The organism is Blautia sp. HCN-20427, from assembly GCF_037890365.1.
In the GTDB taxonomy this organism is placed as follows: domain Bacteria; phylum Bacillota; class Clostridia; order Lachnospirales; family Lachnospiraceae; genus Blautia.
The window spans coordinates 138,990-164,067 of record NZ_JBBKBX010000002.1 but is presented as its reverse complement, the minus strand read 5'-3'; the positions used below and the strand labels follow the sequence as shown (position 1 = coordinate 164,067).

Here is a 25,078-nt window from a genome sequence, read left to right as displayed (position 1 = left end):
TCCTACATGCTCATGCCGCCGTCTACACAAAATACCTGTCCCGTAATATAAGCTGCCTTATCCGAAGCCAGAAATGCAGCCATTTCCGCCACGTCCTCTGCTTTTCCAAAATGTCCCAGGGGAATCTGGCTGCAGGCTGCCTCCTGAACTTCCTTTTTCAGCACCTTTGTCATGTCGGTTTCCACAAATCCCGGCGCAATGGCATTTACTGTAATACCCCGGGAGGCCAGCTCCCTTGCCGCTGTCTTTGTAAGACCCAGAACCCCGGCTTTGCTGGCTGCATAATTGGCCTGTCCTGCATTTCCCAGAATCCCGGACACAGAAGAAATATTGATAATCTTTCCTTTTCTCTGCTTTAACATATACCGGGACACATGGCGCATGGTGTGAAAGGTTCCCTTTAAATTGGTATTGAGAACCATGTCGAACTCTTCTTCTGACATCTTCATCAGCAGATTATCCCTGGTAATGCCTGCATTGTTGACCAGAATATCCAGCCCCCCAAAATCCTTTATCACCTGCTCTGTCATCTCTTTACTAGCCTGAAAATCTGCTACATTACAGGCATAGACTTTGGCTTTTCCTCCGTTTTTTAAAATCAAGTCTGCCACCTCTTCCGCTTTTTCCTTAGAGCCGCAGTAATTTACCGCCACAGCCGCCCCGTATGCAGCCAGCTTTAGGGCAATGGCGCGTCCAATGCCTCTGCCGCCTCCGGTTACCAATGCCACTTTTCCTTCTAACATCACTCCAATTTCCTACCTTTCTTTCCAGATATTTACCAGATTTTGAAAATCTTCTATGGTCTGCACTTGCAGTACCCTGGCATTTTTGTCTATTTTCCGCACAAATCCGGTGAGGGTTTTTCCCGGTCCTACTTCTACAAAAGTCTCTACACCATCAGACAGAAGGGTGTCCACACACTGCTGCCACCGTACCGGAGCAGAGACCTGACGAGCCAGAAGTTCTTTCACCTCACCGGCCTCTCTTACATACTGCGCCGTCACATTGGCGGTATAAGGAATCCCCGGCTTCTGCACCTTGATTTCCTGCAAAGCGCTTCTTAACTTTTCTTCTGCTTCCGCAAGCATGGGAGAATGAAAAGGCCCGGATACCTGTAGGGGAAGCACTCTTCTGGCTCCTGCTTTTTTCAGCTTTTCGGCAGCTTCTTCCACAGCCTGAGAGGCTCCGGTAATCACCACCTGTCCCGGACAGTTGTAATTGGCTACAGACACCATACCCGGCTCTGCCTCACAGATTTCTTCCACCTGCTTCCCGGAAAGTCCCAGCACCGCTGCCATAGCCCCGCCAAAAGGAACGGCTTCCTGCATATAAATGCCCCGCTTGCGCACCAGAGAAAAAACATCCTCCAGAGACATCACCCCGGCTGCAAGCACAGCTCCATATTCTCCCAGGCTCAATCCTCCGGCTGCCTCCGGAAATATCCCCTCTTCTTCCAAAGCTTTCAAAATGGCTGCCTCTACGGCCACCATAGCAATCTGGGTGTATTCGGTAATATGAATTTTCTCCTTTTCTTCAAAGCAGATTTTCTTCACATCCAGTCCTGCCATTTGTCCGGCCAGGTCCATCACCTGTCTGCACACCGCCATATTTTCATAAAAATCTCTGCCCATGCCTACATACTGGGCGCCTTGTCCCGGAAATAGAAACGCTGTCTTTCCCATTGCACACTCCTTTGTATATAAAATATTTTGTTATTCAAAATATTAACCTAAAAATATGGGCTGTTCCATGAAGTGCCGGATTTTCTTCTGCACTTCATGCAGCAGCCTCTTTTTTTATTCTTCTACACCTTTTGTTTTCAGATATTCGATTACAGAACCTACGGTAGTCAGTTCCTGCAGCTCCTCAGAAGGAATTTCAATGGAATATTCATCTTCCAGCGCCATAACCAGTTCAAATAAATCCAGAGAATCTGCTCCCAAATCTTCTTTAAAGGAAGTTTCCGGGGTAATGCTGTCTCCATCACAATTTAACTGTTCTGCAATAATTTCTCTCATTTTTTCTAACATCGTTTTCTGTCTCCTTTAAATTACTTATTTTTTTCCATTGCCATGGAATTGTTTGCTTTATTATTTTGATGTTCAAAGTATATCCTCTTTGCCCCTGTTTGTCAACCCTTTTATTTTCCAAAATAAATCTGTCTGGAAACGCTGAGGGCAATGCCCATCTCTGCCATCAAAAACACAATGGACGTACCGCCGTAACTGACAAAAGGAAGGGTGATTCCGGTGGTGGGTATCCAGTTTAACACAACGCAGATATTTAAAATAACCTGCAAAGCAATGTGCACCATAATTCCGCTGACCATCAAAGAACCGTAAAAATCCCTGGCATTCTGGGCAATAAAGAACAGGCGGTACAACAGATAGCCAAACAGCACAATAATAACCAGACCGCCGAATACACCCAGTTCCTCGCACACGATGGAGAAAATCATATCATTCTGCGCCTCTGGTACAGGCCCCAGCTTCTGTACACTGTTCCCCAGTCCCTTGCCAAAAAAGCCCCCGCTTCCAATGGCATACAAGGCCTGCATAATCTGATAACCTCCGGCAGAAGAATACTGCTCCGGATTCAGCCATACCAGCACACGCTTCAGACGGAAGCTGTCCACATTGGTCATATCCAGCTGCATATCTCCCAGTGTCATCTGCAGAACAATTCTTCCCACTAGCAGCAGCACTGCCAGAACCAGAATGATACGCAGAAACATTTTCTGATTGGGGTGGGCAATGAAAATCATAAATCCGGTAATAGCGCCGATGATGATGGCGGTACTCAGGTTATCGGTAAAAATCAACGCTGCCGCCGCCAGGCCGCCTCCGTAAGCCATGAGCTTCCAGAAGCCTTTTCTTGTAGCCACCTCTTTTCCCATCTTCATAATCAGACAGGGAATAAACGTAATGGCCGCAATCTTTGCCACCTCTGCAGGCTGAAACTGCAGCGCATCGATACCGAAATTCAGCCATCTTTTGGCGCCGTTTACCTCGACTCCCATAGGGCTGAATTTTACCAAAGCCATCAGTCCCATAGAAACCCAGTAAATCATTCCGCTGACATAGTACAGCAAATGGTAATCCAGCTTTGAGACTGCCAGCGCGCCTACGATACTGCAGGCACTGATAATAGCCTGCTTGGCAAAATACGCCATGTCATTATTATCTTTCACCAACGCCGTATAAGCGCTGGTACTATAAAGCATAACCAGTCCAAAGCAAATCAGCAGAATAACGACTGCCACCAGATTGAAATCATAATACTCTGCCTTGAACACTTTCCCCTTTTTTTCTTTTTTTGGCATTTACTTCCTCCCGCTAAATTCCAAGGGCATAGCCCAGCAGTTCCCGGTACCCGGTCTGACTGCCGCTTTCCCGGCCCTGCACCTTCCGCACCATAACCGGGTCGTCTGTAATGATATTGTCCACTCCCATATCTATCATGCGCCGGACATCTCCCCTGTAATTCACTGTCCACGCATGAATCTCTTTCCCCATTCCATGAGCTTCTTTTACAAACGACTCTGTCACATAAGTGTGCTTCACGCTGAAAAAATCAGCGGCCGTAATGTTGGCTGTGCTGCCGTATGTCATTGTCATAATGTATCCCGTACGGATTTCCGGAGCCGTCTCCTTTATCTGCTCCAGGAATCCATAATTCATAGAAGTCACCACACAATAATCCTCAAAACCATTTTCCCGAATTGCGCGGACAACCTTATGAACAATTCCTCTGTTTTTACCATTATACTTAATCTCTATATTTAAGTCCAGTCTTCCTTTGCAAAATTTTAAGACCTCCTCCAGAGTCGGGATTTTTTCTCCCCGGAATTTCTGGTGAAAACTGGAGCCTGCGTCCAGCTTTTCGATCTGGGCCAGTGTCATCTCCCAGACCTTTTTATTGACCCCTGCCGTCCGTTTCAGGGAATCGTCATGCAGGAGTATCAGCTTTCCGTCTTTTGTCTCCTGCACATCAATTTCCGCCCAGTCTGCGCCTGCATCTATGGCATAAGCCAGGGCGCTTATGGTATTTTCCGGGGCCATTCTGGCCCCGCCTCTGTGAGCCGTAATCCCCATATCCGCAGTGAGCGTATCCAGAGAAACATCATGCCCCGCTGCCAAGAGTCCCAGATATCCTCCCTCACACAGTACAAATACTGCGGTCAGTATGGCCGCCGCCTTTCTCCTTCCCACTTTGGAAAACCAGGCATAGTGCTCCATCAGCCGGTAAAGCGCCACTTCTTCTTTAGACTGCACATGAAACCTGGCGTAAAGCACATACACAAAAGCCAGGCTTACGGTAAGCTGCACAGCCCCTGCAAAGACCCCCAGCGCCATATTCACGTCTCCGCTGTAAATCAGTACCCGGGTCACCTTCTCTCCTCCGGTCACGCCGAGAAACACCCAGACTGTCATAACCGCCATAGCGGCAAGATAGACTGCCGCAATAAAGACTGCCATCAGCACATGGAGTACAAGAAAGCCGGACAGTGTCTTTTTCCACTGTGTTTGCAGCAGTTCCAGGCCTCTTTGCATGGCCCGCCTGTTCTTTTCCTTTTCCAGAACGGCATAGGGCAGAGTGAAAACACAGAGAAAAGAAATCAAAAGCAAAATGCCCACAGCCAGATACAGGAGAAACGAAGGCTTTACCGCCTTGTAAATCTGAATGGCCGTAAATTCCAGCACCCGAATATAAGAAATTTCTCTGGCCACAAAATAAGCATTGAAAAACGGTGCGCTAAGAGCCGCCCCAAAAATCCAGGATATCCGGCTGTGTCTCAAAAAAGCAAAAGTTCTCTTAATGCCTAAAAGCAGCATATCACTGGCATAAATTTTCTGCTTCTGATAAGAACAGAGGAAACCGGACAACAGACTGGAAACTTCAATCAGAAAAAGCAGAAGAATAAGCAGCAGTAAAAACAGCAAAAGCAGAATCGACAGCGGAGAAGAGAGAAAACGCACAAAATTTTCCGCCGTCAGATAACTGAATTCCTGTTTTTTCAAAGAAAAATTCACTGCTCTGTGGGTCAGCTGCATAACCAGAAAAAAAGAAGCAATTCTGTACCCGGTTTCAAATAAAAGCAGACTTCCTAAATTATATCTGAGTACTGCCCATGTCTTCTTTAAAATGCGTTTCATAAATATCAAATCATCACCTTTTTGTATTGCCTGATTTTATTTTAACAAAAACAGGCTGCTTTATGCAAGGGTGTTTTCCAAACGGGAAATCTATGTTACACTATATAACAGAATGTAAGGAGGATTTTACTATGGAACACACGACACTACCACATCAGCATGGACAGTCAAAAGAGCAGCTTTTAAATCACATGCCTGCCACAGAAAATTTTGAACTTGTATCTTCCATTTTCAAACAGTTAAGCGATCCTACGCGTATCCGCATTTTTTGGATTTTATGTCATTGTGAAGAATGTGTAATTAATATTTCTGCCATGATGGAAATGAGCAGTCCTGCTGTAGCTCATCACCTTCGCCTTCTGCGCAGCAGCGGACTGATTGAATCCCGAAGAGACGGCAAGGAAACTTACTATCGCGCCAGTCTTTCCAGAAAGGCACAAACCCTTCATAAAATGATTGAAGAAATGATGGAGATTTCCTGCATACAATTATAAACTTCCTGCTGTTTCTATTGACAATTATGTTTTTATCCGTTATGATACTAAAGTTGTATAAGGGAGTAGTTAGCTTCGTCAGAAGTCACTGTATCAACATATTGATGAACCTTTCATCTGGTGCAGTGTAACCGGCAAAATTTACTGGCTGTGTTTTGTCGGTCTGTATATAAAACCAGAGGATTTATTCCCGGTCTTTTATATGCAGATAGTTGGAAATACATCTCATATTTTCAATTATGGGTAATAACGAGACTTATCCACGCAGATTTTGTGTGGACAAGTCTCTTTTTATTTGCCCGAAGCAGGCGCACTGCCTTATCCATATACCTGAAATGAAAAAAGGAGGAACCATTATGAGTTTAACAGCCGTATTTTTTGTAGGAGTGGGACTTGCCATGGATGCCTGTGCCGTCTCCTTTGCCAAGGGAATCTCCCTGAAAAAAAACGTAAAAAAATATGCCTTTTTACTGGCTCTGGCTTTCGGTCTCTTTCAGGGACTTATGCCCTTATTGGGCTGGTGGGTGGGCACCCATTTTGAGGCCCTGATTACCTCTGTGGATCACTGGATTGCCTTTTTTTTACTGGGATTTATCGGTCTTAACATGATTCGGGAATCCAAAGAAGCCGGGGCCGAATGCGAAGCCTGCGTGGACAGCATTTCCGGAAAAGAGGTGCTGCTCCTTGCCATTGCTACCAGCATTGACGCCCTGGCTGTAGGTATCAGCTTTGCCTTCCTGCAGGTAAGCATTCTGCCTGCCGTCTGTCTTATTGCCGCCACTACCTTTGTCATCAGCTTCGCTGCTGTATTTCTGGGGAACCGGATAGGCGGAAAATTAGGAAAATACGCTGAAATTGCCGGAGGTGTCATTCTGATTCTCATTGGTCTTAAAATTCTGATTGAGCATTTGTTCGGATAAAAGCGAAGAAGCTGTCCCATAGCAGTTCTTGCACGCGGCAGCTTCTCCTGTATTCACTTCTCTATGTAAGTATCTTTTTCTAAAAATCCCTAAAACAACAGCGCAATTTGGTAAATCACAAAGGCTGCTATCCAGGCAATCACACACTGGCCCAGTACCATGGCTGTTGCCCATTTGCCGCCCAGCTCGCGTTTCACCGAAGCAATGGCTGCTACGCAGGGAGTGTACAACAGGCAGAACACCAGAAGGGCTGCCGCTCCGGCAATGCTCAGGCTGCTCTGTAAAACGGCGGTACTTCCGAACAATACAGTAAGCGAGGAAACCACGCTTTCTTTTGCCAGGAAACCGGAAATTAAGGCAGTCACAACTCTCCAGTCTCCAAATCCCACCGGTGCAAACAAAGGCGCCAGCCAGCCGGCTGCCAGTGCCAGAATACTGTCCTGAGAATCTGATACCATATTCAGTCCGGTATCGAAATTCTGCAAAAACCAAATGACAATGGTAGCGACAAAAATAACGGTAAAGGCCCTCTGCAGGAAATCCTTGGCCTTATCCCACAGAAGATGTCCCACATTTTTCGCTCCCGGCATACGGTAATTGGGAAGCTCCATAACAAAGGGCACAGCTTCTCCCTTAAATGCTGTTTTCTTGAATACCAGCGCCATGACAATTCCCATAACAATCCCAAACACATACAGGCAAATCATAACCAGCGCTTCATACTTTGGAAAGAAGGCAGCCGTGAAAAAAGCATAAATGGGAAGTTTTGCCGTACAACTCATAAACGGTGTCAGCAAAATGGTCATCTTTCTGTCCCTCTCGGAAGGAAGAGTCCGGCTGGCCATAACGCCCGGTACAGTACATCCGAATCCAATGAGCATGGGAACAATACTTCTGCCGGAAAGCCCCAGCTTACGCAGCAGTTTATCCATAATAAAGGCCACCCTTGCCATATAACCGCTGTCCTCCAGAATAGACAGAAAGAAAAACAAGGTCACAATAATAGGCAGGAAGCTGAGCACACTGCCCACACCGTTGAAAATACCGTCAATTATAAGGGAATGTATCACACTGTTCACATGAGCTGCTGTCATAGCCTTATCCGCCAGCTCAGTCAGGGCTGTGATTCCATTTTCCAAAAGGCCCTGCAAAAATGCACCAATGACATTAAAAGTAAGCCAGAACACAATTCCCATAATGCCAATAAAAGCAGGGATTCCTGTATATTTTCCGGTGAGGAAATGGTCCATTTTCCGGCTTCGGATACGCTCCTTGCTTTCCTTGGGCTTGATGATGGTTCCGCTGCACACATCCTCAATGTAGCTAAACCGCATTTGCGCCACAGCAGCCGCGCGATCCATACCTGTTTCTACTTCCGTCTGTCTGGCAATATCTTCCAGAAGATTTTTCTCCTGCTCGGTAAGATGCAGCTGTTCCAACAGCTTACCGTCTCCCTCCATTACCTTACTGGCCGCAAACCGGACGGGAATACCTGCCTGTCCGGCATGGTCCTCAATCAGGTGCATGACGGCATGAATTCCCCGGTGAATCCCTTCTTCTTTGCTGCAAAAATCCATCTTCAAAGGCTTTTCCTGGTATTTCGCCACATGAATGGCATGGCGGATTAATTCTTCAATGCCTTCTCCCTTTGCCGCAGAAATGGGAATCACCGGCACGCCAAGGGCTGCCTCCATTTCGTTCACCATGACAGAACCGCCGTTTTCTCTCAGCTCATCCATCATATTCAATGCCACAACCATGGGAAATCCCAATTCCAAAAGCTGCATGGTCAGATAGAGATTTCGCTCAATATTGGTAGCATCCACAATATTGATAATGCCTTTTGGCTTTTCTCCGATAACAAATTCACGGGTAACTATTTCCTCACTGCTGTAAGGTGACATGGAATAAATTCCCGGCAAATCCGTAATCAGTGTGTTGGCATGCCCCCGGATAATGCCGTCCTTGCGGTCCACAGTCACACCCGGAAAATTTCCCACATGCTGCTTGGCACCAGTCAACTGATTAAACAGCGTAGTTTTTCCGCAGTTCTGGTTTCCCACCAGGGCAAAGGTCAGGGTTTCACTCTCCGGCAAAGGATTTTCCTGCTTTCTGTCGTGATATTTTCCCCCTTCTCCGTATCCGGGATGATGTTTTTCCGGTCCCGGCTTTTTCACCGTTGCCGCTTTGGGCTCATGAGCTTTGCTAATCTCAATATTCCCGGCATCTTCCAGACGTATGGTCAGTTCGTAGCCGTGTATGCGCAGTTCTATGGGGTCTCCCATAGGCGCATACTTTACAACCGTGACCTCGGTTCCCTGTATCAGCCCCATATCGAGGAAGTGCTGGCGCAAAGCCCCGGTTCCTCCTACGGCAAGTATGGTGGCCGTACTTCCGATTTGTAATTCACTTAGTTTCATTTCAATCTCCCTCTTTTGTACTAAAGATTCTGCACGCGCAGAGCCCGGATGGCATTCAGTACCGCAATCACCATAACGCCTACGTCAGCAAATATGGCAAACCACATATTGGCAATTCCCAGGGCCCCCAGTCCCAGACAGGCAAATTTAATCACCAGGGCAAACACAATATTCTGGTATACAATACCCAGACATTTTCTGGAAATCCGGATGGCCTTTGAAATCTTCATCGGGTCATCATCCATCAATACCACGTCTGCAGCTTCAATGGCTGCATCAGAGCCCATGGCGCCCATGGCAATTCCGATATCTGCCCGTGTCAGCACCGGAGCGTCATTGATACCATCTCCCACAAAGGCCAGCTTCGCTTTTGTCCCTTTCTTCGCCAACAGTTCTTCTACCTTTTCCACTTTTCCTGCAGGCAGAAGTTCGCTGTAAACTTCATCAATCCCAAGTGTTTCCGCAACCTGTTCGGCTACTGCTTTCGCATCTCCGGTGAGCATAACGGTTTTTTCCACGCCTGATTTTTTCAGCCTTTTGACTGCTTTTTCCGCATTTGGCTTTATAACATCGGAAATTACAATGTGTCCCGCATAAGCCCCGTCCACAGCCATATGAATAATGGTTCCCACTTTGTGACAGTCACGATATGCAATTCCCAGACGTTTCATTAACTTACTGTTTCCGGCTGCCACTTCTCTTTTGTCTACTTTTGCCAGGATTCCTTCTCCGCTGATTTCCTGAATGTCCTCTACCCGGCTTCTGTCAATTTCTTTTCCATAAGCCTTCTGAAGACTCTTACTGATAGGATGAGAAGACGCACATTCTGCCAAAGCGGCATATTCTAAAAGCTTGGCCTCTTCCATCTTATTGTGATGAATTCCCGTGACCTCAAAGACTCCCTGGGTCAGAGTTCCTGTTTTATCAAAAACCACATATTTCGCCTGAGACAGTGTTTCCATGTAATTCGAACCTTTAATCAGTACACCCGCTTTACTGGCTCCGCCGATACCGGCAAAAAAACTGAGCGGAATACTGATAACCAGTGCACAGGGACAGCTGATAACCAGGAAAGTCAGCGCACGGTAAATCCACATGCTCCAAGCAGCCTCCTGCCCCAGAAACAGCAGCTGAATCAGCGGCGGAAGCACGGCAAGAGCCAGGGCTCCATAGCAGACAGCCGGCGTATAAACTCTGGCAAATTTGGTAATAAAGTTCTCGGATTTGGATTTCCGTGAACTGGAGTTTTCCACCAGTTCCAGAATTTTAGAAACTGTAGATTCCTCAAATTCCTTTGTGGTTCTGATTCGCAGCACGCCCGTCATATTAATGCAGCCGCTGATAATCTCGTCGCCCGCTTTTACATCCCTTGGAAGACTTTCTCCCGTCAGAGCGCTGGTATTTAAGCTGGAAGTTCCCTCTAAAACAATGCCGTCCAGAGGTACTTTTTCTCCCGGCTGCACCACAATAATACTGTCTACAGCCACCTCGTCCGGGTCTGTTTTTTCCAATTTCCCGTCCCGCTCTATGTTGGCATAATCCGGCCGGATATCCATAAGTGCACTGATATTTCTCCGGCTTTTGCCTACTGCATAACTCTGGAACAATTCACCAATCTGGTAAAACAGCATAACCGCAATGGCTTCGTTATAATCTCCGCTTCCGGAATAAATTGCCAGAGCAAAAGCTCCTACTGTGGCAATGGCCATAAGAAAGTTCTCATCAAATACCCGGCGGTTTAAAATTCCCTTCCCCGCTTTTCTTAAAATATCATATCCGATTATCAGGTAAGCAGCCAGATACAAAGCCAGCTGCAGCAGACCCGACACAGATATAAACTGCAGAATAAGAACCATCACAGCCGTAATCACAATTCGTATCAGCATTTTTTTCTGCTTTTTACTCATAATTTTCTCCTTTCGCTTTATTATATCCCATATCTACTTTTTTTGTATAGGAATTTCTTATCTTTTTTAAATTTTGAAGGGGATGCACTTACCGCAGCATCCCCACACCCTTATCATCTTTGTTTAAAACTCAATTTCACAGTCAGGCTCTACTTTTCTACATGCCTTTAAAACTTCTTTCATAACCTTTTTCGGTTCCTGGCCTTCTTCAAACTCCACAATCATTTTCAGTGCCATGAAGTTTACCGTTGCATTTGCAACACCGGCTGTTTTCTTTGCAGCTTCCTCCATCAGATTTGCACAGTTTGCGCAGTCTACTTCGATTTTATAAGTTTTTTTCATGATAAGTACTCCTTTCTCATTCAATATTTCTTTAACAATTAAACATTTGTTTAATCTATATTTGTACTATAATGGATGTTATCCAAAAAGTCAATACTTTTTCTCACTTTTTTACCAGATTGCCATAAAATAAGAATGTAACAGAACTCTCTCTTTGTTCTGTGAAAACATAGACAGAAAGGTTTGAATCATGGATAATTATCGAATGCATTATAATGCCTGCCGTTCCTGCCGGGTTATGCCCCGTGAGGCTGTCCGGAAAAGCGCTCCGGTTTCTTCAGGCTGCGGCTGCTCAGACCGGGTAGACAATACAGGAATTTACACACATGCGGACCATTTGCCTCTTACTATGGCCTATGTTCCCTGCCAGCAGTTCTCTACTGTTTTTGATTTATGCAAAGCATTTCCCATGGGTACTATTTTTCCGGAACTTTGCAAACCATTTTGCGGAAAGCGAGGTGTCAGACGATGAAAAATCCCCGTTCCTGTTCTCAGGCGGAACTTTTCTCTATGATTAACCAGGTCAGTTTCGCAGTGAACGACATGACTCTTTATCTGGATACCCACCCGGACGACGACGATGCTATGGCTTATTTTTGTGAAAATACAGCGCTCCGGAAAGAGCTTCTGAAAGAATATGCAGCCCGCTTCGGTCCTCTCACACTGGACAGCGACAGCGAAAACTGCAGACAGTGCTGGGATTGGGTCATGCAGCCCTGGCCTTGGGAAGGAGTGTGTTAAAAGATGTGGAATTATGAAAAACGACTGCAGTTTCCTATCAATATCAAAAAACCTGATGCCAGAGCAGCGCAGGTGATTATCAGCCAATATGGCGGCCCTGACGGAGAAATGGGCGCCTCCATGCGATATCTGTCCCAGCGATTCGCCATGACCAACCGGATAGCTATGGGAACATTGACGGATATCGGAACCGAAGAATTGGGGCATTTGGAAATGGTAGCCACCATTGTTCACCAGCTTACCCGCAACCTCTCTATGGAAGAAATTGAAAAATCCGGTTTTGCCCCCTATTATGTGGACCATACAGTAGGTATCTGGCCACAGGCGGCAGGGGGAATTCCTTTCAACGCCTGTGAATTTCAGTCCAAGGGCGACCCTATCACGGATTTATTTGAGGATATGGCAGCAGAACAAAAGGCTCGAACCACTTACGACAACATTCTGCGCCTGATTGATGACCCTGATGTCATTGCCCCCATCAAATTCCTCCGCGCCAGAGAAATCGTTCATTTTCAGCGTTTCGGTGAAGTTTTAAGAAGCGTTCAGGAAGACCTGGATTCCAACAACTTCTATGCCTTTAATCCGGCGTTTGATATGCCCTGTAAGGCATCCTGCAAAGACAATACCTGTAACTGCAGCAAATAATTAAAAAATATTTCAAAAACAGGCGGGTATATCCTTTTCCTATATCTGCCTGTTTCTTATTTTTTCCTGTACAATTTTTCTTTTCTATCTGTCCTTTTTTCTCATACAATGATAAAATAAAGAGAACGATAACCTACAACACATGAGGAGGTAACATATGGAATATCGCAAATTTGAAAAACTGGGAGTCTCTCCCTCTCTTCTGGGATTTGGCTGTATGCGCTTTCCCCAGAATACAGATGGCACCATTAACGAAAAAGAAGCCCAAAAACTTCTGGACACCGCTATAAAAGCCGGAGTGAACTACATAGACACAGCCTACCCCTATCACAACGGGGAAAGCGAACCCTTTCTGGGACGTACCTTGAAAAAATACCCCAGGGAATCCTTTTATCTGGCTACCAAACTTCCCATGTGGGATATAAAAACATCGGAAGACGTGAAAAAAATTTTTTACAAACAATTAGAACGTCTCCAGACCGACTATGTGGATTTTTATCTGATTCACTGTCTGGACAAGGAAAAATGGCAGCAGGTGCTGGATTTAGGTGTGATTCCATTTCTGGAGGACATGAAACAGCAGGGGAAAATCCGCTTTCTTGGTTTCTCCTTCCATGACGATTTTGATACCTTTAAAAAGATTCTCACCTACAGAGACTGGGATTTCTGTCAGATTCAGTACAATTACATTGACACAGAAATCCAGGCTGGTGACCGGGGCTATGAACTGACAGAAGAGCTGGGAATTCCTCTGGTCATTATGGAACCGGTAAAAGGCGGCGCTTTAGCTTCTCTTCCACAGGAAATTTCTGTCCGGTTTACAGACTTTGATCCTCTTTGCAGCCTTGCATCCTGGGCTCTTCGCTGGGTGGCCAGCAAACCAAACGTAAAGGTTGTTTTGAGCGGTATGTCCACCATGGAGCAGGTAAAAGACAATCTGGACACCTTTACAGACTTTACACCTCTCTCTCTTCAGGAAAAAGAAGTGGTTGCTGATGTGGCGGCTGCCATCCGCCAGAGAACGAAAAACGGCTGTACCGGCTGTGCCTACTGCATGCCCTGCCCCTTTGGCGTAGATATCCCGGGGAACTTCCGTATCTGGAACGAATGGTCCATGTACGGAAACGATGCCAAAACAAAGCATGCTTATTTTACAGACATGAAAGAATCCGCAAGAGCCGACCAGTGTAAAAAATGCGGCAAATGCGAAACGGTCTGTCCTCAGGCTCTCTCCATTCGCGAGAATCTGGAAACAGCAGCAAAGGAACTGGGTGAATTAGACAAATAGCAAAAAAATCACAGAAAAAAGACACCTCATCGCGAAGTGTCTTTTCTGTTTCCTCCATATAAATAGTAAACCTTTATGCTTCTTCCCTGTCATTGGTCAGCTTCAGCTTATCCAGTACATAGAAGATAAGGCTCAGTGCCATACCCACGATACAGGCCAGTACCATGCCTCTTAATTCGATTTCTCCGATGCTCACCGTAATTCCGGAAAGTCCTGTGACAAAAATTACAGAGGTAAGCGCCAGGTTTCTGGAACGGCCGTAATCCACTCTTCCGTCTACCAGAATACGAATACCGGAAGTACCAATCATACCATACAGAAGGAAGGAAATTCCTCCGATAACCGGACCCGGAATGGTATTGATGAGCGCTGTCAGCTTTCCGATAAAGGAGCAGATAATGGAAAGCACGGCTGCTCCGCCGATAACATACACGCTGTACACACGGGTCATGGCCATAACACCGATATTCTCCCCATAGGTGGTTGTGGGCACAGAGCCGATAAAACCGGATATCATGGTAGAAAAGTTATCTGCAAACAGCGAGCGGTGCAGACCTGGATTTTTCAGCAAATCTCTTCCCACGATTTTTCCTGTTACAATCTGGTGTCCGATATGCTCGGAAGTTACAACCAGAATCACCGGAAGGATAATGACAATGGCCTGCATGTCAAACTTCGGTGTGCTGAAATTCGGCAATGCAAAAAGAGAAGCCTCTGACACTGCAGTAAAGTCTACGATACCGCAGGCAATGGCTGCAACATAACCGGCAATAATAGCAATGAGGATAGGAATAACAGAAAGGAATTTCCGAAATACCACAGAGCCAAACACGGCTACACCCAGCGTTACCAGAAAGACAATGACATTGCCGCTTTTCAGTTTCTCGTCCAACATCCCTGCATTGCTGGCTGCCGTAGAGGACAACTCCAGACCAATCAGGGCAACCACCGGCCCCATAGCCGCAGGAGGCAATACCACATCAATCCAGTCCGAACCGAATTTGTAAATAACCAGTGCCAGGATACAGCCGCAGAATCCCACAGCCACGAAACCGCCCAGGGCATATTCGTAACCAAACTTGCTGATAACAATGCTGGCCGGAGCGATAAAAGCAAAGCTGGAGCCCAGGTAGGCCGGTGCTTTTCCTTTTGTAATCAAAATGAAAAGCAGAGTTCCCACACCATTCATAAACAATACAATGGCTGGATTAATGCCAAAAATAAACGGAACCAGCACAGACGCACCAAACATGGCAAACATATGCTGAATGCTCAATGGAATCAAAAGTTTTGGCGGTACTTTCTCTTCCACTTGGATAATTTTACGATTTTCCACAGTTTTTCTCCCTTACTTTTTAATATTCGTCTTATATTAGCATACATTGTTCCAAAATACCAGAAAAAAATGCTTTCCCTTTCGACAAAAAAGGGAAACTGCCGCAAAACAGTTTCCCTTTTGAGGTCTTTTATTTTGTTTCCAAATCAAATCCGAAGTAACGCACTGCATTATTATAGGAAATTCCTTTGACAATTTTCTCCAGATTCTTCATATCCTTTGGATATTCTCCGTTTTCTACCCAGCCGCCGATAAGCTCGCACATAATTCTTCTGAAGTACTCATGTCTTGGGTAAGACAGGAAACTTCTGGAATCAGTCAGCATACCGATGAAGTTGCCCAGAAGACCCAGATTTGCTAAAGAAGTCATCTGCTTCATCATACCTGTTTTGTTGTCGTTGAACCACCATGCAGAACCCTGCTGAATTTTTCCGATAGCATCGCTGTTCTGGAAGCAGCCCAGAATCGTTCCGATTAATTCGTCATCTCCCGGATTTAAGCTGTATAAAATCGTTTTTGGCAGGTTTTTTGCTTCATTGACTGCGTTTAAGAAGTCTGCAAGCTGTTCGCCCGGTGCAAAGTTGCTGATACAGTCGAATCCCGTATCCGGGCCGAGTTTTGCGTACATAGCTTTGTTGTTATCTCTCTTACAGCCATAGTGTAACTGCATTACCCAGTTCATTTCTTCATATTTTCCTGCCAGGAACAGCATAAATGCAGTTTTGTATTTTGCTGCATCTTCTTTTGTGATTTCTTTTCCTGCCAGACGGTCTGCAAAAATTCTTTCTACTTCTTCGTCACTGGCCGGTGCATACATGACATAGTCCAGACCATGGTCAGAAATAGAACAGCCCATGCTGTCAAAGTATTCCATTCTCTTTGCAATGGCTTCTTTTAAGTCTGCAAACGTTTTGATTTCCACACCGGAAACCTGGGACAGTTTGCCAAGGTATTCTACGAAATCCGGTTTTTCCACATTGGTAGCCTTGTCCGGTCTCCATGCAGGCAGCACCTGTACATCAAAAGTTTCATCTTCTTTGATAACCTTGTGCCATTTCAAATCATCAATGGGGTCATCTGTAGTGCAAAGCAATGTTACATTTGACTGTTTAATCAGGTTTCTTACACTCATGGAATCGTCCTGCAATTTGGCATTGCACAGGTTCCACACTTCTTCTGCGGTTTCTCCGTTTAATACACCGGTGTAGCCAAAGTATCTCTGCAGTTCCAGGTGACTCCAGTGAAACAGCGGATTTCCGATAGCTTTTTCCAAAGTTTCCGCCCATTTCTGAAATTTTTCTCTGTCCGGTGCGTCTCCGGTGATATAGTATTCGTCCACACCATTGGAACGCATCTGACGCCATTTGTAATGGTCGCCTCCAAGCCATACCTGTGTAATGTTCTCAAACTTTCTGTCCTCAGCGATTTCCTGAGGATTGATATGGCAGTGATAGTCCAGTACAGGAACCTGCGCTGCGAAATTATGATACAATTCCTGTGCTGTCTCTGTACTGAGTAAAAAATCTTTGTCCATAAATGCTTTCATATGAACAGCCTCCTTATAAATTTATTTTAGACATATCCCATAAGGCCAGGCAGCCACAGACTCAGCTGAGGGATATAAGTTACCAGCATCAGTACCACAAAGATTGCGGCAAAGTATACCAGAAGCTGTTTGAATACGGTTTCAATCTTAACGTTACCTACCTTTACACCTACAAACAAAGTTGTTCCAACCGGAGGTGTAATGGTTCCGATACACAGGTTGAAAATCAGCATAATACCAAAGTGAATGGTATTCATGCCCAGTGCGGTACAAACCGGAAGGAAAATCGGTGTGAAAATCAGACACGCCGGTGTCATATCCATAAAAGTACCTACAATCAGCAGGATAATATTAATCATCAGAAGAATCACAATCTTGCTGTCACTGATAGCTAAAAGTCCGTTGGAAACCAGAGTCGGGATATTGGTAAAGGCCATAACCCAGGACATAATGCTGGACACACCAATCAGGAAAATAATGATACCTGTCATCTCCGCACTGTCTTTTAACAGAGCCGGAATATCTTTTAATTTAATGGATTTGTATCCAAACAAGGATAACAATAAGCTGTATACAACCGCAACCACAGAACCTTCTGTCGCTGTAAATACACCAGCAATAATACCACCGATTACAATAATAATCAACAGCAGACATGGAAGTGCCTGAAAAATAATGTTCATGGCTTCTTTAAATGTAAACTTCTGTTTGCTTCTGTAATTTCTCTTCTTGGCAATAAAATAAATAACAATCATACAAGCCAGGCCCCAAAGAATACCGGGAATATAGCCTGCCATGAAAAGGGCTGCCACCGAAGTTCCTCCACTCACCAAAGAAAAGGTAATCATAACGTTACTTGGAGGAATCAGAAGTCCTGTAGGCGCTGTTGCAATGTTGGCTGCTGTGGAAAAGTTCGGGTCATACCCCTCATCTTTTTCAATCGGTCCGATAATAGAACCCATAGCAGAAGCAGCCGCTGTACCGGAACCGGAAATCGCACCGAACAACATGTTAGCCAGAACGTTTGTCTGTGCCAGAGCACCTGGTGTACGTCCTGTCACCAGTTTTGCAAGATTAATCAGACGGACTGCAATACCGCCCTTGTTCATAATGTTTCCGGCCAGAATAAAAAACGGAATGGCCAGCAAACTGAATACGGAGATACCGGAAAAAATTCTCTGGGCTCCTGTTAAAACTGCAACACTGGTATCCATAACCGGAAGAATTGCACACACGGAAGAAATTCCCAACGCAACGGCGATGGGCACACCGGCAACCAGCATGATAACCAGCAAGACCAAAATAATCAGACCTGAAATAATTGCTGTATTCATATACTTCTCCTCCCTCTTATTCCTTTACTTCTCTCTGTTCTCTTTCATATCCTGCAGCCAAATCTACAATATTCAGTATAGAGTAGATGACAATCAGAATACCGGAAAGAGGAACGACCGTATAGATAACACCCATAGGAACCCCTAAAGAAGCAGTCACCTGTGTCATGGTCAGCCCCATAATATTCCAGCCGCCGTACACCATAACACTGCCTGCCAAAAACATAACCAGAATCTCAATTATGATTTCCAGCACTTTTCTCGGTGTTCCTGTTAATTTGTCTGCAATAAATCCCATACGCATATGGTCTCTTTTCCCGAATACGTAAGCGGAAGCCAGAAGCGCCATCCAGGTAAAGCTGTAAGTCAGAAGTTCCTCTGACACAGTACTTGGGCTATTGAAAAAATAGCGAACTACAATCTGATACGTTCCCACAATTACCATCAGTGCAAACAGAGCTGCACAGACCCAGCTTAATACCAGGTCGATTCCTTTACGGATTTTATGCAATACGTTCATTACTCTGCCTCCTTATCTGTGTATTTCGCGTTGATTTCCTGAATGTGGTCATACAAATCCTGAATGTCCGGATTTTCCTTAAGCATCTCGTCCTGCACACCGGCTACTTTGTCTTTAAACTGCTGAATGTCCACATCAATAAATTCCACACCCATGTCGTCCTGGGCAATTTTCTTTGCCTCTTCTACCTGTACATCCCATTCCTCCAGTTCTACTTCTGTAGACAGTCTGGCAGCTTCCTCAAAAACTTCTCTTTCTTCGTCGCTTAAGCTGTTTAAGAATTTCAGGTTTCCGATTAACATATCCGGCACCATCTGATGCTTATTGTAAGAGAAGTATTTGGCAACTTCTCCGTGTTTGTTGTTAGTCAGAGCCAGTTCGTTGTTCTCCGCGCCGTCAATAACACCCTGCTGAATGGCTGTATAAACTTCACCAAAACTCATTGGAGAAGCGGCAGCACCAAAGGCTTTGGCCATATTTACACTGGCTGGTGACTGCTGTACACGGATTTTCAGGCCTTTCAGGTCATCCGGTGTATGGATTGGCTTTGTTGCATAGAAGTTACGGGTTCCTGCATTGTACCAGGTCAGTACGCGGAATCCGGCTTCGTCTGTAGAAGCATACACCTGGTTCATATAATCTGTATCATTCATAACTTCATGATAGGCATCCTCTGAAGTAAACAGATATGGCATACTGAAAACCTCATATACATCTGCAAAGGTTTCCAGGTTTGCAGTACCTGCCACTACGAAGTCAATGGCGCCTGTCTGTGTCAGTTCAATGGCTTTCTGCGCAGAACCCAGAAGTTCATTTGGGAAAATCTGTACTTCATACTTATCACCCAGATTTTCTTCTACATACTCTTTAAATTTCAAAAGACCCAGATGTTCCGGGTGGGTTTCAGACTGTGCATGAGAAATACGGATAATTCTCTTTCCTCCTGTCACGGAAGAAGCACAGCCGGACATGCCCGCAATTACGGTAACACAAAGAGCTGCTGCTAAAATTCTTTTTAAACCTTTCATTCTTCCTTGTCCCTTCCTTTTGTTTCTGTTTTAGAAATTTGTTGTTCCCCGTTTTATCAGATGACATCTGATAGAACGCTTATGCCGTATGGATTTGCCTTCCAGAAGCTGCATGAGCGAATCTGCGGCTGTTTTGCACAGCGCATCGCTGCGGCTGTCTACAGAAGTCAATTCCGGCTCGCAGCACACGGCAAGTTCTGAATTGTTGAACCCAACGATATTCACATCTTCCGGCACCCGAAGCTGCTTTTTGTTTGCATATTTCAATGCACCCACCGCAAGCCCGTCATCCGTAGCTACCACTGCATCAAAAGAAAGTCCCTCTTTTGATAATAAGTTTTCCCTGACCGTGGCTATTTTATTTTCCGTAAAAATTTTCAGTTCCTCCACAACGGGAAGACCATTGTCCCTCAGTGCGTCTTCATATCCTGAAAGTTTCTGTGTAGCACTGTAAGAATGGGAATCATAGAGAAACAATATCCGCTGTCTGCCCGCCTCTGTCAGTGCGCAGACAGTGTCATACATAATCTGATAATTTTCAGACAGTACACAGTACACACCCGGGCAGCGGATATACCCATTAATTAAAAAAACCGGAGCTTTCTCTGCAGCTTCGCTTAAATAACGTATGTCTTCTTCGCCTCCGTCTCCTGCATAGTGGGAGCCCACCAGTACCAGCGCGTCAATTTTTTTCCGGAGTATCATCTGCACAGACTTTACTTTGCTTTCATATTCATAACCGCTGCAATAAAGAATACAGTCATACCCATAGTTTCGGAAGCTTTTCTCCAAGTAAGCCACCGATTCTGCCATATAGGCATCTGACACATCGGGGCAGACAATGCCCACTGTTTTCATGGAATTCAGTCCAAGTCCCCGGGCAAATACATTAGGTGTGTAATTCTGTTCCTCCATGACTGCCCGCACTTTCTGCTTTGTTTTTTCGCTGACTTTTGGGCTGTCATTGACGACCCTGGAAACCGTTGCGATAGAAACATCTGCAAGCCTGGCAATATCATAGATGTTCATACAATTCCTACTTTCTTTTTCCCGCTTTTTGCGGGATTTTGATGTAAGCCCTTACATCTTGTTTTTTATTATACCGAACCTTTATAGAAAATGCAAAACCTTTATCATTGTAATTTTTTACAATTTTACACGCGTTTTTTTATGCAATTTTAATATTTTTTGTTTTTTTATAAGATTCATATTGACGTTTTCGAGATTCGGCAGTACATTAAATGTAAGCCCTTACATTTCTGGCTTTGTATATTTTTAGGAGGAATATAAATGCAGAAATATATCAAAATTCATCCTGCCGACAAGGTTGCAGTTGCCCTTTGTCCGTTAGCGGCAGGAACAGAAGTTACTATTGAAAATCAGACACTGATTCTCACAGAGGATATTCCTCAGGGACACAAATTTGCTCTGGAAGATTTGTCTGAAAATCAGCCGGTTATCAAATACGGCTATCCTATTGGGATTACCAAAGAGGCGGTAAAAGCCGGCTCCTGGATTCATGTGCACAATATGAAGACGGGACTGGGAGATTTGCTTACTTATAAATATGAGAAACAGGACGCAGTCCTTACTCCTACCGAAGAACGGTTCTTCCAGGGATACCGCCGTGCAGACGGCAAGGCAGGCGTACGCAACGAACTCTGGATTATCCCTACTGTAGGCTGTGTCAACAATGTGGCTACTGCCATTGAAAGAAAAGCCCAGAGCCTTGTGCAGGGAAGCATTGAGGCCATTGCTGCCTTCCCTCATCCTTACGGCTGTTCCCAGATGGGGGATGACCAGGACAACACCCGCCAGATTCTGGCAGACCTTATCAACCACCCCAATGCAGGCGGTGTGCTGGTGCTGGGACTTGGCTGTGAAAACAGCAACATTGATGAACTGAAAAAATTCATCGGTCCTTACGATGAAAACCGGGTAAAATTTCTGGTGGCTCAGGAATGTGAAGACGAAATCGCCGAAGCCTTAAAGTTGATGGAGGAACTGGCTGCCTACGCAGGAAAGGCGCAAAGAGAACCTATTAGCTGCAGCGAACTGATTATCGGCATGAAGTGCGGCGGCTCAGACGGACTGTCCGGTATCACGGCCAACCCGGTCGTGGGCGCTTTCTCCGACTTGCTGATATCCAAAGGAGGCACCACCATTCTCACAGAGGTTCCGGAAATGTTCGGCGCAGAAACGCTTCTCATGAACCGCTGTGAAAACGAAGAACTCTTTGACAAAACCGTACATCTGATTAATGACTTTAAGAACTATTTCACCAGCCACAAGCAGACCATTTACGAAAATCCCTCTCCGGGGAATAAAAAGGGCGGTATCTCTACTTTAGAGGACAAGTCCATGGGCTGTACCCAGAAATCCGGCTCTGCCCCTGTAAGAGGCGTCCTTTCCTACGGGGAGCCGGTAAAAGAAAAAGGCTTGAACCTGTTAAGCGCACCGGGCAATGATTTGGTAGCTTCTACCGCACTGGCTGCTTCCGGCGCACACATTGTCCTCTTTACCACAGGAAGGGGAACCCCTTTTGCATCTCCGGTACCTACTGTAAAAATCTCCAGCAATTCCAACCTCTACGGTCATAAAAATAACTGGATTGATTTCAACTGCGGCACCATGGTAGAAGGAACTTCTCTGGCCGAACTGAGCAATCAGCTTTTCGATTATGTCACAGCCGTTGCTTCCGGAGAAGAAGTAAAATCAGAAAAAGCAGGCTTCCACGATATGGCTATTTTTAAGCAGGGAGTCACTCTTTAATAAAAATTTTAATTCAGGAGGAAAACACCATGAAAAAATTAAACTATCAGACACTGGAAGAACAGGGTTACAACGGATACCTGTTAAAAGACGCACCGGAACGGGTACTGCAGTTCGGAGAAGGCAACTTTCTTCGTGCTTTTGTGGACTACTTTATTGACATGATGAACGAAAAAGCAGGTTTTAACAGCAAGGTCGTTCTGGTACAGCCAATCGCCAACCATGGCGGTTTTAACCTGGCTGATGTCATCAATGAACAGGAAGGTCTGTATACCTTGTATTTAAGAGGTTTTGAAAACGGACAGAAAGTAAATGACAAGCGCGTCATTTCCTGTGTCAGCCGCTGCTTAAATGTTTACAGTGACTACGAAGCAGTTATGGCCTGTGCAGAAAATCCGGAACTGCGCTACATCACCTGCAACACCACAGAAGCAGGTATTTCCTATGACCCCTCCTGCCAGTTTACAGACACACCGCCGGCCAGCTATCCTGCAAAGCTGACTCAGTTCTTATACCACAGATTTGAAAAATTCGGAAAAGAAGCCGGAAAAGGCTTTGTGATTCTGGCCTGCGAACTCATTGACAACAACGGAAAAGAGCTGGAAAAATGTGTGCTCACCTATGCACAGCAGTGGAACCTGGGCGAAGATTTCATTCGCTGGATTAAAACCGAAAACATCTTCTGCTCTACTTTAGTAGACCGTATTGTAACCGGATTCCCAAGAAATGAAGCTGCTGCCATCAACGAAGCAAACGGCTACGAAGACAACATCATCGACACCGGAGAGGTTTTCGGCTTCTGGGTTATCGAAGGGCCGGAATCTCTGAAAAAAGAACTTCCATTTGCCGAAGCAGGACTTCCTGTACTGATTACAGACGACCACAAACCATACAAACAGAGAAAAGTCCGTATCTTAAACGGCGCTCACACTTCCATGGTTTTAGGCGCTTACCTGGCAGGACAGGATATTGTAAGAGACTGTATGCATGATGAAACAATCTTAAACTTCATGAACAAGACCATTTACGATGAAATCATTCCAACCCTGTCTCTTTCTGAGGAAGACTGCAAGGACTTCGCTGCTGCTGTCACAGAGCGTTTCAAAAACCCGTTCATTGACCACGCGCTGATGTCCATTTCCCTGAACTCTACTTCCAAGTGGAGAGCCCGCGTTATGCCGTCCTTAGAAGGTTATGTAAGCAAATTTAACAAGCTGCCGAAATGCATTACAGCTTCCTTTGCATTCTACATCTCCTTCTACCGCGGAACCGAACTGACCGACGCAGGACTTGTAGCAAAGCGTCCAAACGGGGATACTTACACGATTTCCGATGACCGGGCCGTACTGGAATTCTACTACGCACACAAAGAAGACAGCGCAAAAGACCTGGTACATGCAGTCTGCACCAACACAGAATTCTGGGGCAAGGATTTAACCGAAATCCCGGGATTTGAAGCAGAAGTTGCTGCCATTGTAGAAAACATTGAAGCACACGGAACATACGAAGAAATGAAAAACTGCCTGAACTAAACCATATGCAAGCTGCAAAAAGGCTGCCGCACGAAATCCATCCGGTTTTGTGCAGCGGCCTTTTACTATTACCACTCCAGTAACAGGGCTCCCCAGGTAAGCCCTGCTCCAAATCCGGAAAGCACCAGCTTATCCCCTCTCTGCAGTTTTCCCTCCCGGTTCAGTTCATCCAGCAAAAGAGGAATACTGGCCGCAGAGGTATTTCCATACTCCTCCATGTTCATGGGAAACTTTTCCTCCGGCTCCTGCAGCCGCTTTGCCGCACCAGAAAGAATCCGGCTGTTCGCCTGATGGAGAATATAATACCGGATGTCTTCTTTTGCCGTGCCGTTCTGTGCCAATACTTCTTCGATACACTGGGGCACCTTTTTCACGGCAAATTTAAAGACCTCCTGCCCTTCCATTTCCAGACTGCTGCTGTTCTCAGCTGCTTTATGGCCTTCCGGGCAGGTCAGCACTTGTCCTCTGCTGCCGTCTGCATGCTGTACCATTCCCACAATACCTTTCCCGTCTGCTTCCAACACTACAGCCCCTGCCCCATCTCCAAAGAGCACACAGGTGCTGCGGTCCTCCCAGTCCAGCAGCCTGGACAGCTTCTCTGCCCCAATCACAAGAATCTTTTCATAAAGCCCGCTTTTTAAATAGGCCCAGGCTGTGCCCAGGGCAAAGAGAAACCCTGAGCATGCCGCATTCATATCAAAGGCTGCCGCACGGACAGCTCCGATACGTGCCTGCACCTGACACGCAGTTCCCGGAAAGAGCATTTCTCCAGAGCAGGTAGCTACCAGCAGAAGGTCAATCTCCTCCGGCAAAATTTTCGCATTTTCCATGGCTTTTTGGGCTGCTTCTGCCGCCAAATCTGCTACGGTTTCATCTACTGCAATCCTGCGCCTGTGTATCCCGGTACGGCTGTAAATCCATGCATCGCTGGTATCCACCAGTTCCGAAAGCCTTTCATTTGTGATACATAAATCCGGAACACAGCTTCCTGTTCCTGTAATTCTTCCTGTTCTCTGTTCTGCCATGTTTTTTCCTTTCTTTCTGTTATTTTATTTCTATTTCAAATATTTTGTATTTCAAACTATTGTATTCAGTAT

Annotated in this window: 23 protein-coding genes; 8 read left to right on the top strand and 15 right to left on the bottom strand. The window is 45.6% G+C overall.

What is annotated here, in order from left to right:
• Positions 1-2 precede the first annotated feature (2 nt).
• The 5 genes from fabG to WKT17_RS01840 form a co-directional block, all read right to left on the bottom strand.
• Positions 3-743 (bottom strand): 3-oxoacyl-[acyl-carrier-protein] reductase, encoded by a 741-nt coding sequence (fabG, locus tag WKT17_RS01860; protein ID WP_173747353.1) that lies wholly within the window; start codon positions 741-743, stop codon positions 3-5.
• Between the two features lie 12 nt (positions 744-755).
• The gene (gene fabD / locus WKT17_RS01855) at positions 756-1,682 is read right to left on the bottom strand and encodes an ACP S-malonyltransferase (protein ID WP_291683357.1); all 927 of its coding nucleotides are present in this window, start codon (positions 1,680-1,682) and stop codon (positions 756-758) included.
• A 114-nt stretch (positions 1,683-1,796) separates the two neighbouring features.
• Complete coding sequence (gene acpP, locus WKT17_RS01850; RefSeq protein WP_173747351.1) at positions 1,797-2,030, bottom strand: acyl carrier protein; 234 nt, start codon at positions 2,028-2,030, stop codon at positions 1,797-1,799.
• 110 nt (positions 2,031-2,140) lie between these two features.
• The gene (locus WKT17_RS01845; protein WP_173747350.1) at positions 2,141-3,322 is read right to left on the bottom strand and encodes an FtsW/RodA/SpoVE family cell cycle protein; all 1,182 of its coding nucleotides are present in this window, start codon (positions 3,320-3,322) and stop codon (positions 2,141-2,143) included.
• A gap of 13 nt (positions 3,323-3,335) precedes the next feature.
• A complete protein-coding gene (locus tag WKT17_RS01840; RefSeq protein ID WP_291683358.1) occupies positions 3,336-5,156 on the bottom strand; it encodes a glycerophosphodiester phosphodiesterase in 1,821 nt (606 codons plus the stop codon).
• Positions 5,157-5,287: 131 nt separating this feature from the next.
• Between WKT17_RS01840 and WKT17_RS01835 the strand changes: the two genes are divergently transcribed.
• Both WKT17_RS01835 and WKT17_RS01830 read left to right on the top strand, forming a co-directional pair.
• Positions 5,288-5,650 (top strand): ArsR/SmtB family transcription factor, encoded by a 363-nt coding sequence (locus WKT17_RS01835; protein ID WP_173747348.1) that lies wholly within the window; start codon positions 5,288-5,290, stop codon positions 5,648-5,650.
• 356 nt (positions 5,651-6,006) lie between these two features.
• Entirely contained in the window at positions 6,007-6,570 is a 564-nt protein-coding gene (locus WKT17_RS01830) for a manganese efflux pump MntP (protein ID WP_173747347.1), read from the top strand.
• A gap of 89 nt (positions 6,571-6,659) precedes the next feature.
• Here the strand turns inward: WKT17_RS01830 and feoB are convergent, their stop codons facing one another.
• The 3 genes from feoB to WKT17_RS01815 form a co-directional block, all read right to left on the bottom strand.
• Positions 6,660-8,990 (bottom strand): ferrous iron transport protein B, encoded by a 2,331-nt coding sequence (feoB, locus tag WKT17_RS01825; RefSeq protein WP_173747346.1) that lies wholly within the window; start codon positions 8,988-8,990, stop codon positions 6,660-6,662.
• A gap of 20 nt (positions 8,991-9,010) precedes the next feature.
• Positions 9,011-10,897, bottom strand: coding sequence for a heavy metal translocating P-type ATPase (locus tag WKT17_RS01820; protein WP_291683359.1), 1,887 nt, complete (start codon positions 10,895-10,897; stop codon positions 9,011-9,013).
• 123 nt (positions 10,898-11,020) lie between these two features.
• Complete coding sequence (locus WKT17_RS01815; RefSeq protein ID WP_173747344.1) at positions 11,021-11,239, bottom strand: cation transporter; 219 nt, start codon at positions 11,237-11,239, stop codon at positions 11,021-11,023.
• A gap of 190 nt (positions 11,240-11,429) precedes the next feature.
• On the opposite strand from WKT17_RS01815, the gene WKT17_RS01810 reads away from it, so the two are divergent.
• The 4 genes from WKT17_RS01810 (at position 11,430) to WKT17_RS01795 (ending at position 13,913) form a co-directional block, all read left to right on the top strand.
• The gene (locus WKT17_RS01810) at positions 11,430-11,711 is read left to right on the top strand and encodes a spore coat associated protein CotJA (RefSeq protein WP_226853432.1); all 282 of its coding nucleotides are present in this window, start codon (positions 11,430-11,432) and stop codon (positions 11,709-11,711) included.
• A complete protein-coding gene (locus WKT17_RS01805) occupies positions 11,708-11,980 on the top strand; it encodes a spore coat protein CotJB (RefSeq protein ID WP_173747343.1) in 273 nt (90 codons plus the stop codon). The genes WKT17_RS01810 and WKT17_RS01805 overlap by 4 nt, the downstream gene beginning before the upstream one ends.
• A gap of 3 nt (positions 11,981-11,983) precedes the next feature.
• Positions 11,984-12,625, top strand: coding sequence for a manganese catalase family protein (locus tag WKT17_RS01800; protein ID WP_294459503.1), 642 nt, complete (start codon positions 11,984-11,986; stop codon positions 12,623-12,625).
• A 157-nt stretch (positions 12,626-12,782) separates the two neighbouring features.
• Entirely contained in the window at positions 12,783-13,913 is a 1,131-nt protein-coding gene (locus tag WKT17_RS01795; RefSeq protein ID WP_173747341.1) for an aldo/keto reductase, read from the top strand.
• Positions 13,914-13,986: 73 nt separating this feature from the next.
• Here WKT17_RS01795 and uraA read toward each other — a convergent pair whose 3' ends face one another.
• From uraA to WKT17_RS01765, 6 genes are all read right to left on the bottom strand, one after another.
• Entirely contained in the window at positions 13,987-15,249 is a 1,263-nt protein-coding gene (gene uraA / locus WKT17_RS01790) for a uracil permease (protein ID WP_173747340.1), read from the bottom strand.
• Between the two features lie 130 nt (positions 15,250-15,379).
• A complete protein-coding gene (gene uxaC, locus WKT17_RS01785; protein ID WP_291681738.1) occupies positions 15,380-16,795 on the bottom strand; it encodes a glucuronate isomerase in 1,416 nt (471 codons plus the stop codon).
• 26 nt (positions 16,796-16,821) lie between these two features.
• Positions 16,822-18,129, bottom strand: a complete 1,308-nt coding sequence (locus tag WKT17_RS01780) for a TRAP transporter large permease (RefSeq protein ID WP_291681737.1) — start codon at positions 18,127-18,129, stop codon at positions 16,822-16,824.
• 16 nt (positions 18,130-18,145) lie between these two features.
• Positions 18,146-18,649 carry a TRAP transporter small permease gene (locus tag WKT17_RS01775; RefSeq protein WP_291681736.1) on the bottom strand — a complete coding sequence of 168 codons (504 nt, stop codon included), beginning with the start codon at positions 18,647-18,649 and terminating at the stop codon, positions 18,146-18,148.
• On the bottom strand, positions 18,649-19,677 hold the full coding sequence (locus tag WKT17_RS01770) for a TRAP transporter substrate-binding protein (RefSeq protein WP_291681735.1): 1,029 nt from the start codon (positions 19,675-19,677) through the stop codon (positions 18,649-18,651). Before WKT17_RS01770 ends, WKT17_RS01775 begins: the two co-directional genes overlap by 1 nt.
• Before the next feature lie 30 nt (positions 19,678-19,707).
• Positions 19,708-20,706, bottom strand: coding sequence for a LacI family DNA-binding transcriptional regulator (locus WKT17_RS01765; RefSeq protein WP_291681734.1), 999 nt, complete (start codon positions 20,704-20,706; stop codon positions 19,708-19,710).
• Positions 20,707-20,967: 261 nt separating this feature from the next.
• On the opposite strand from WKT17_RS01765, the gene WKT17_RS01760 reads away from it, so the two are divergent.
• Positions 20,968-22,449 carry a UxaA family hydrolase gene (locus WKT17_RS01760; RefSeq protein ID WP_173747334.1) on the top strand — a complete coding sequence of 494 codons (1,482 nt, stop codon included), beginning with the start codon at positions 20,968-20,970 and terminating at the stop codon, positions 22,447-22,449.
• Positions 22,450-22,478: 29 nt separating this feature from the next.
• Entirely contained in the window at positions 22,479-23,981 is a 1,503-nt protein-coding gene (locus tag WKT17_RS01755; RefSeq protein WP_173747333.1) for a tagaturonate reductase, read from the top strand.
• Between the two features lie 68 nt (positions 23,982-24,049).
• Here WKT17_RS01755 and WKT17_RS01750 read toward each other — a convergent pair whose 3' ends face one another.
• Positions 24,050-25,006 (bottom strand): beta-ketoacyl-ACP synthase III, encoded by a 957-nt coding sequence (locus WKT17_RS01750; protein ID WP_291681733.1) that lies wholly within the window; start codon positions 25,004-25,006, stop codon positions 24,050-24,052.
• Positions 25,007-25,078: the final 72 nt, after the last annotated feature.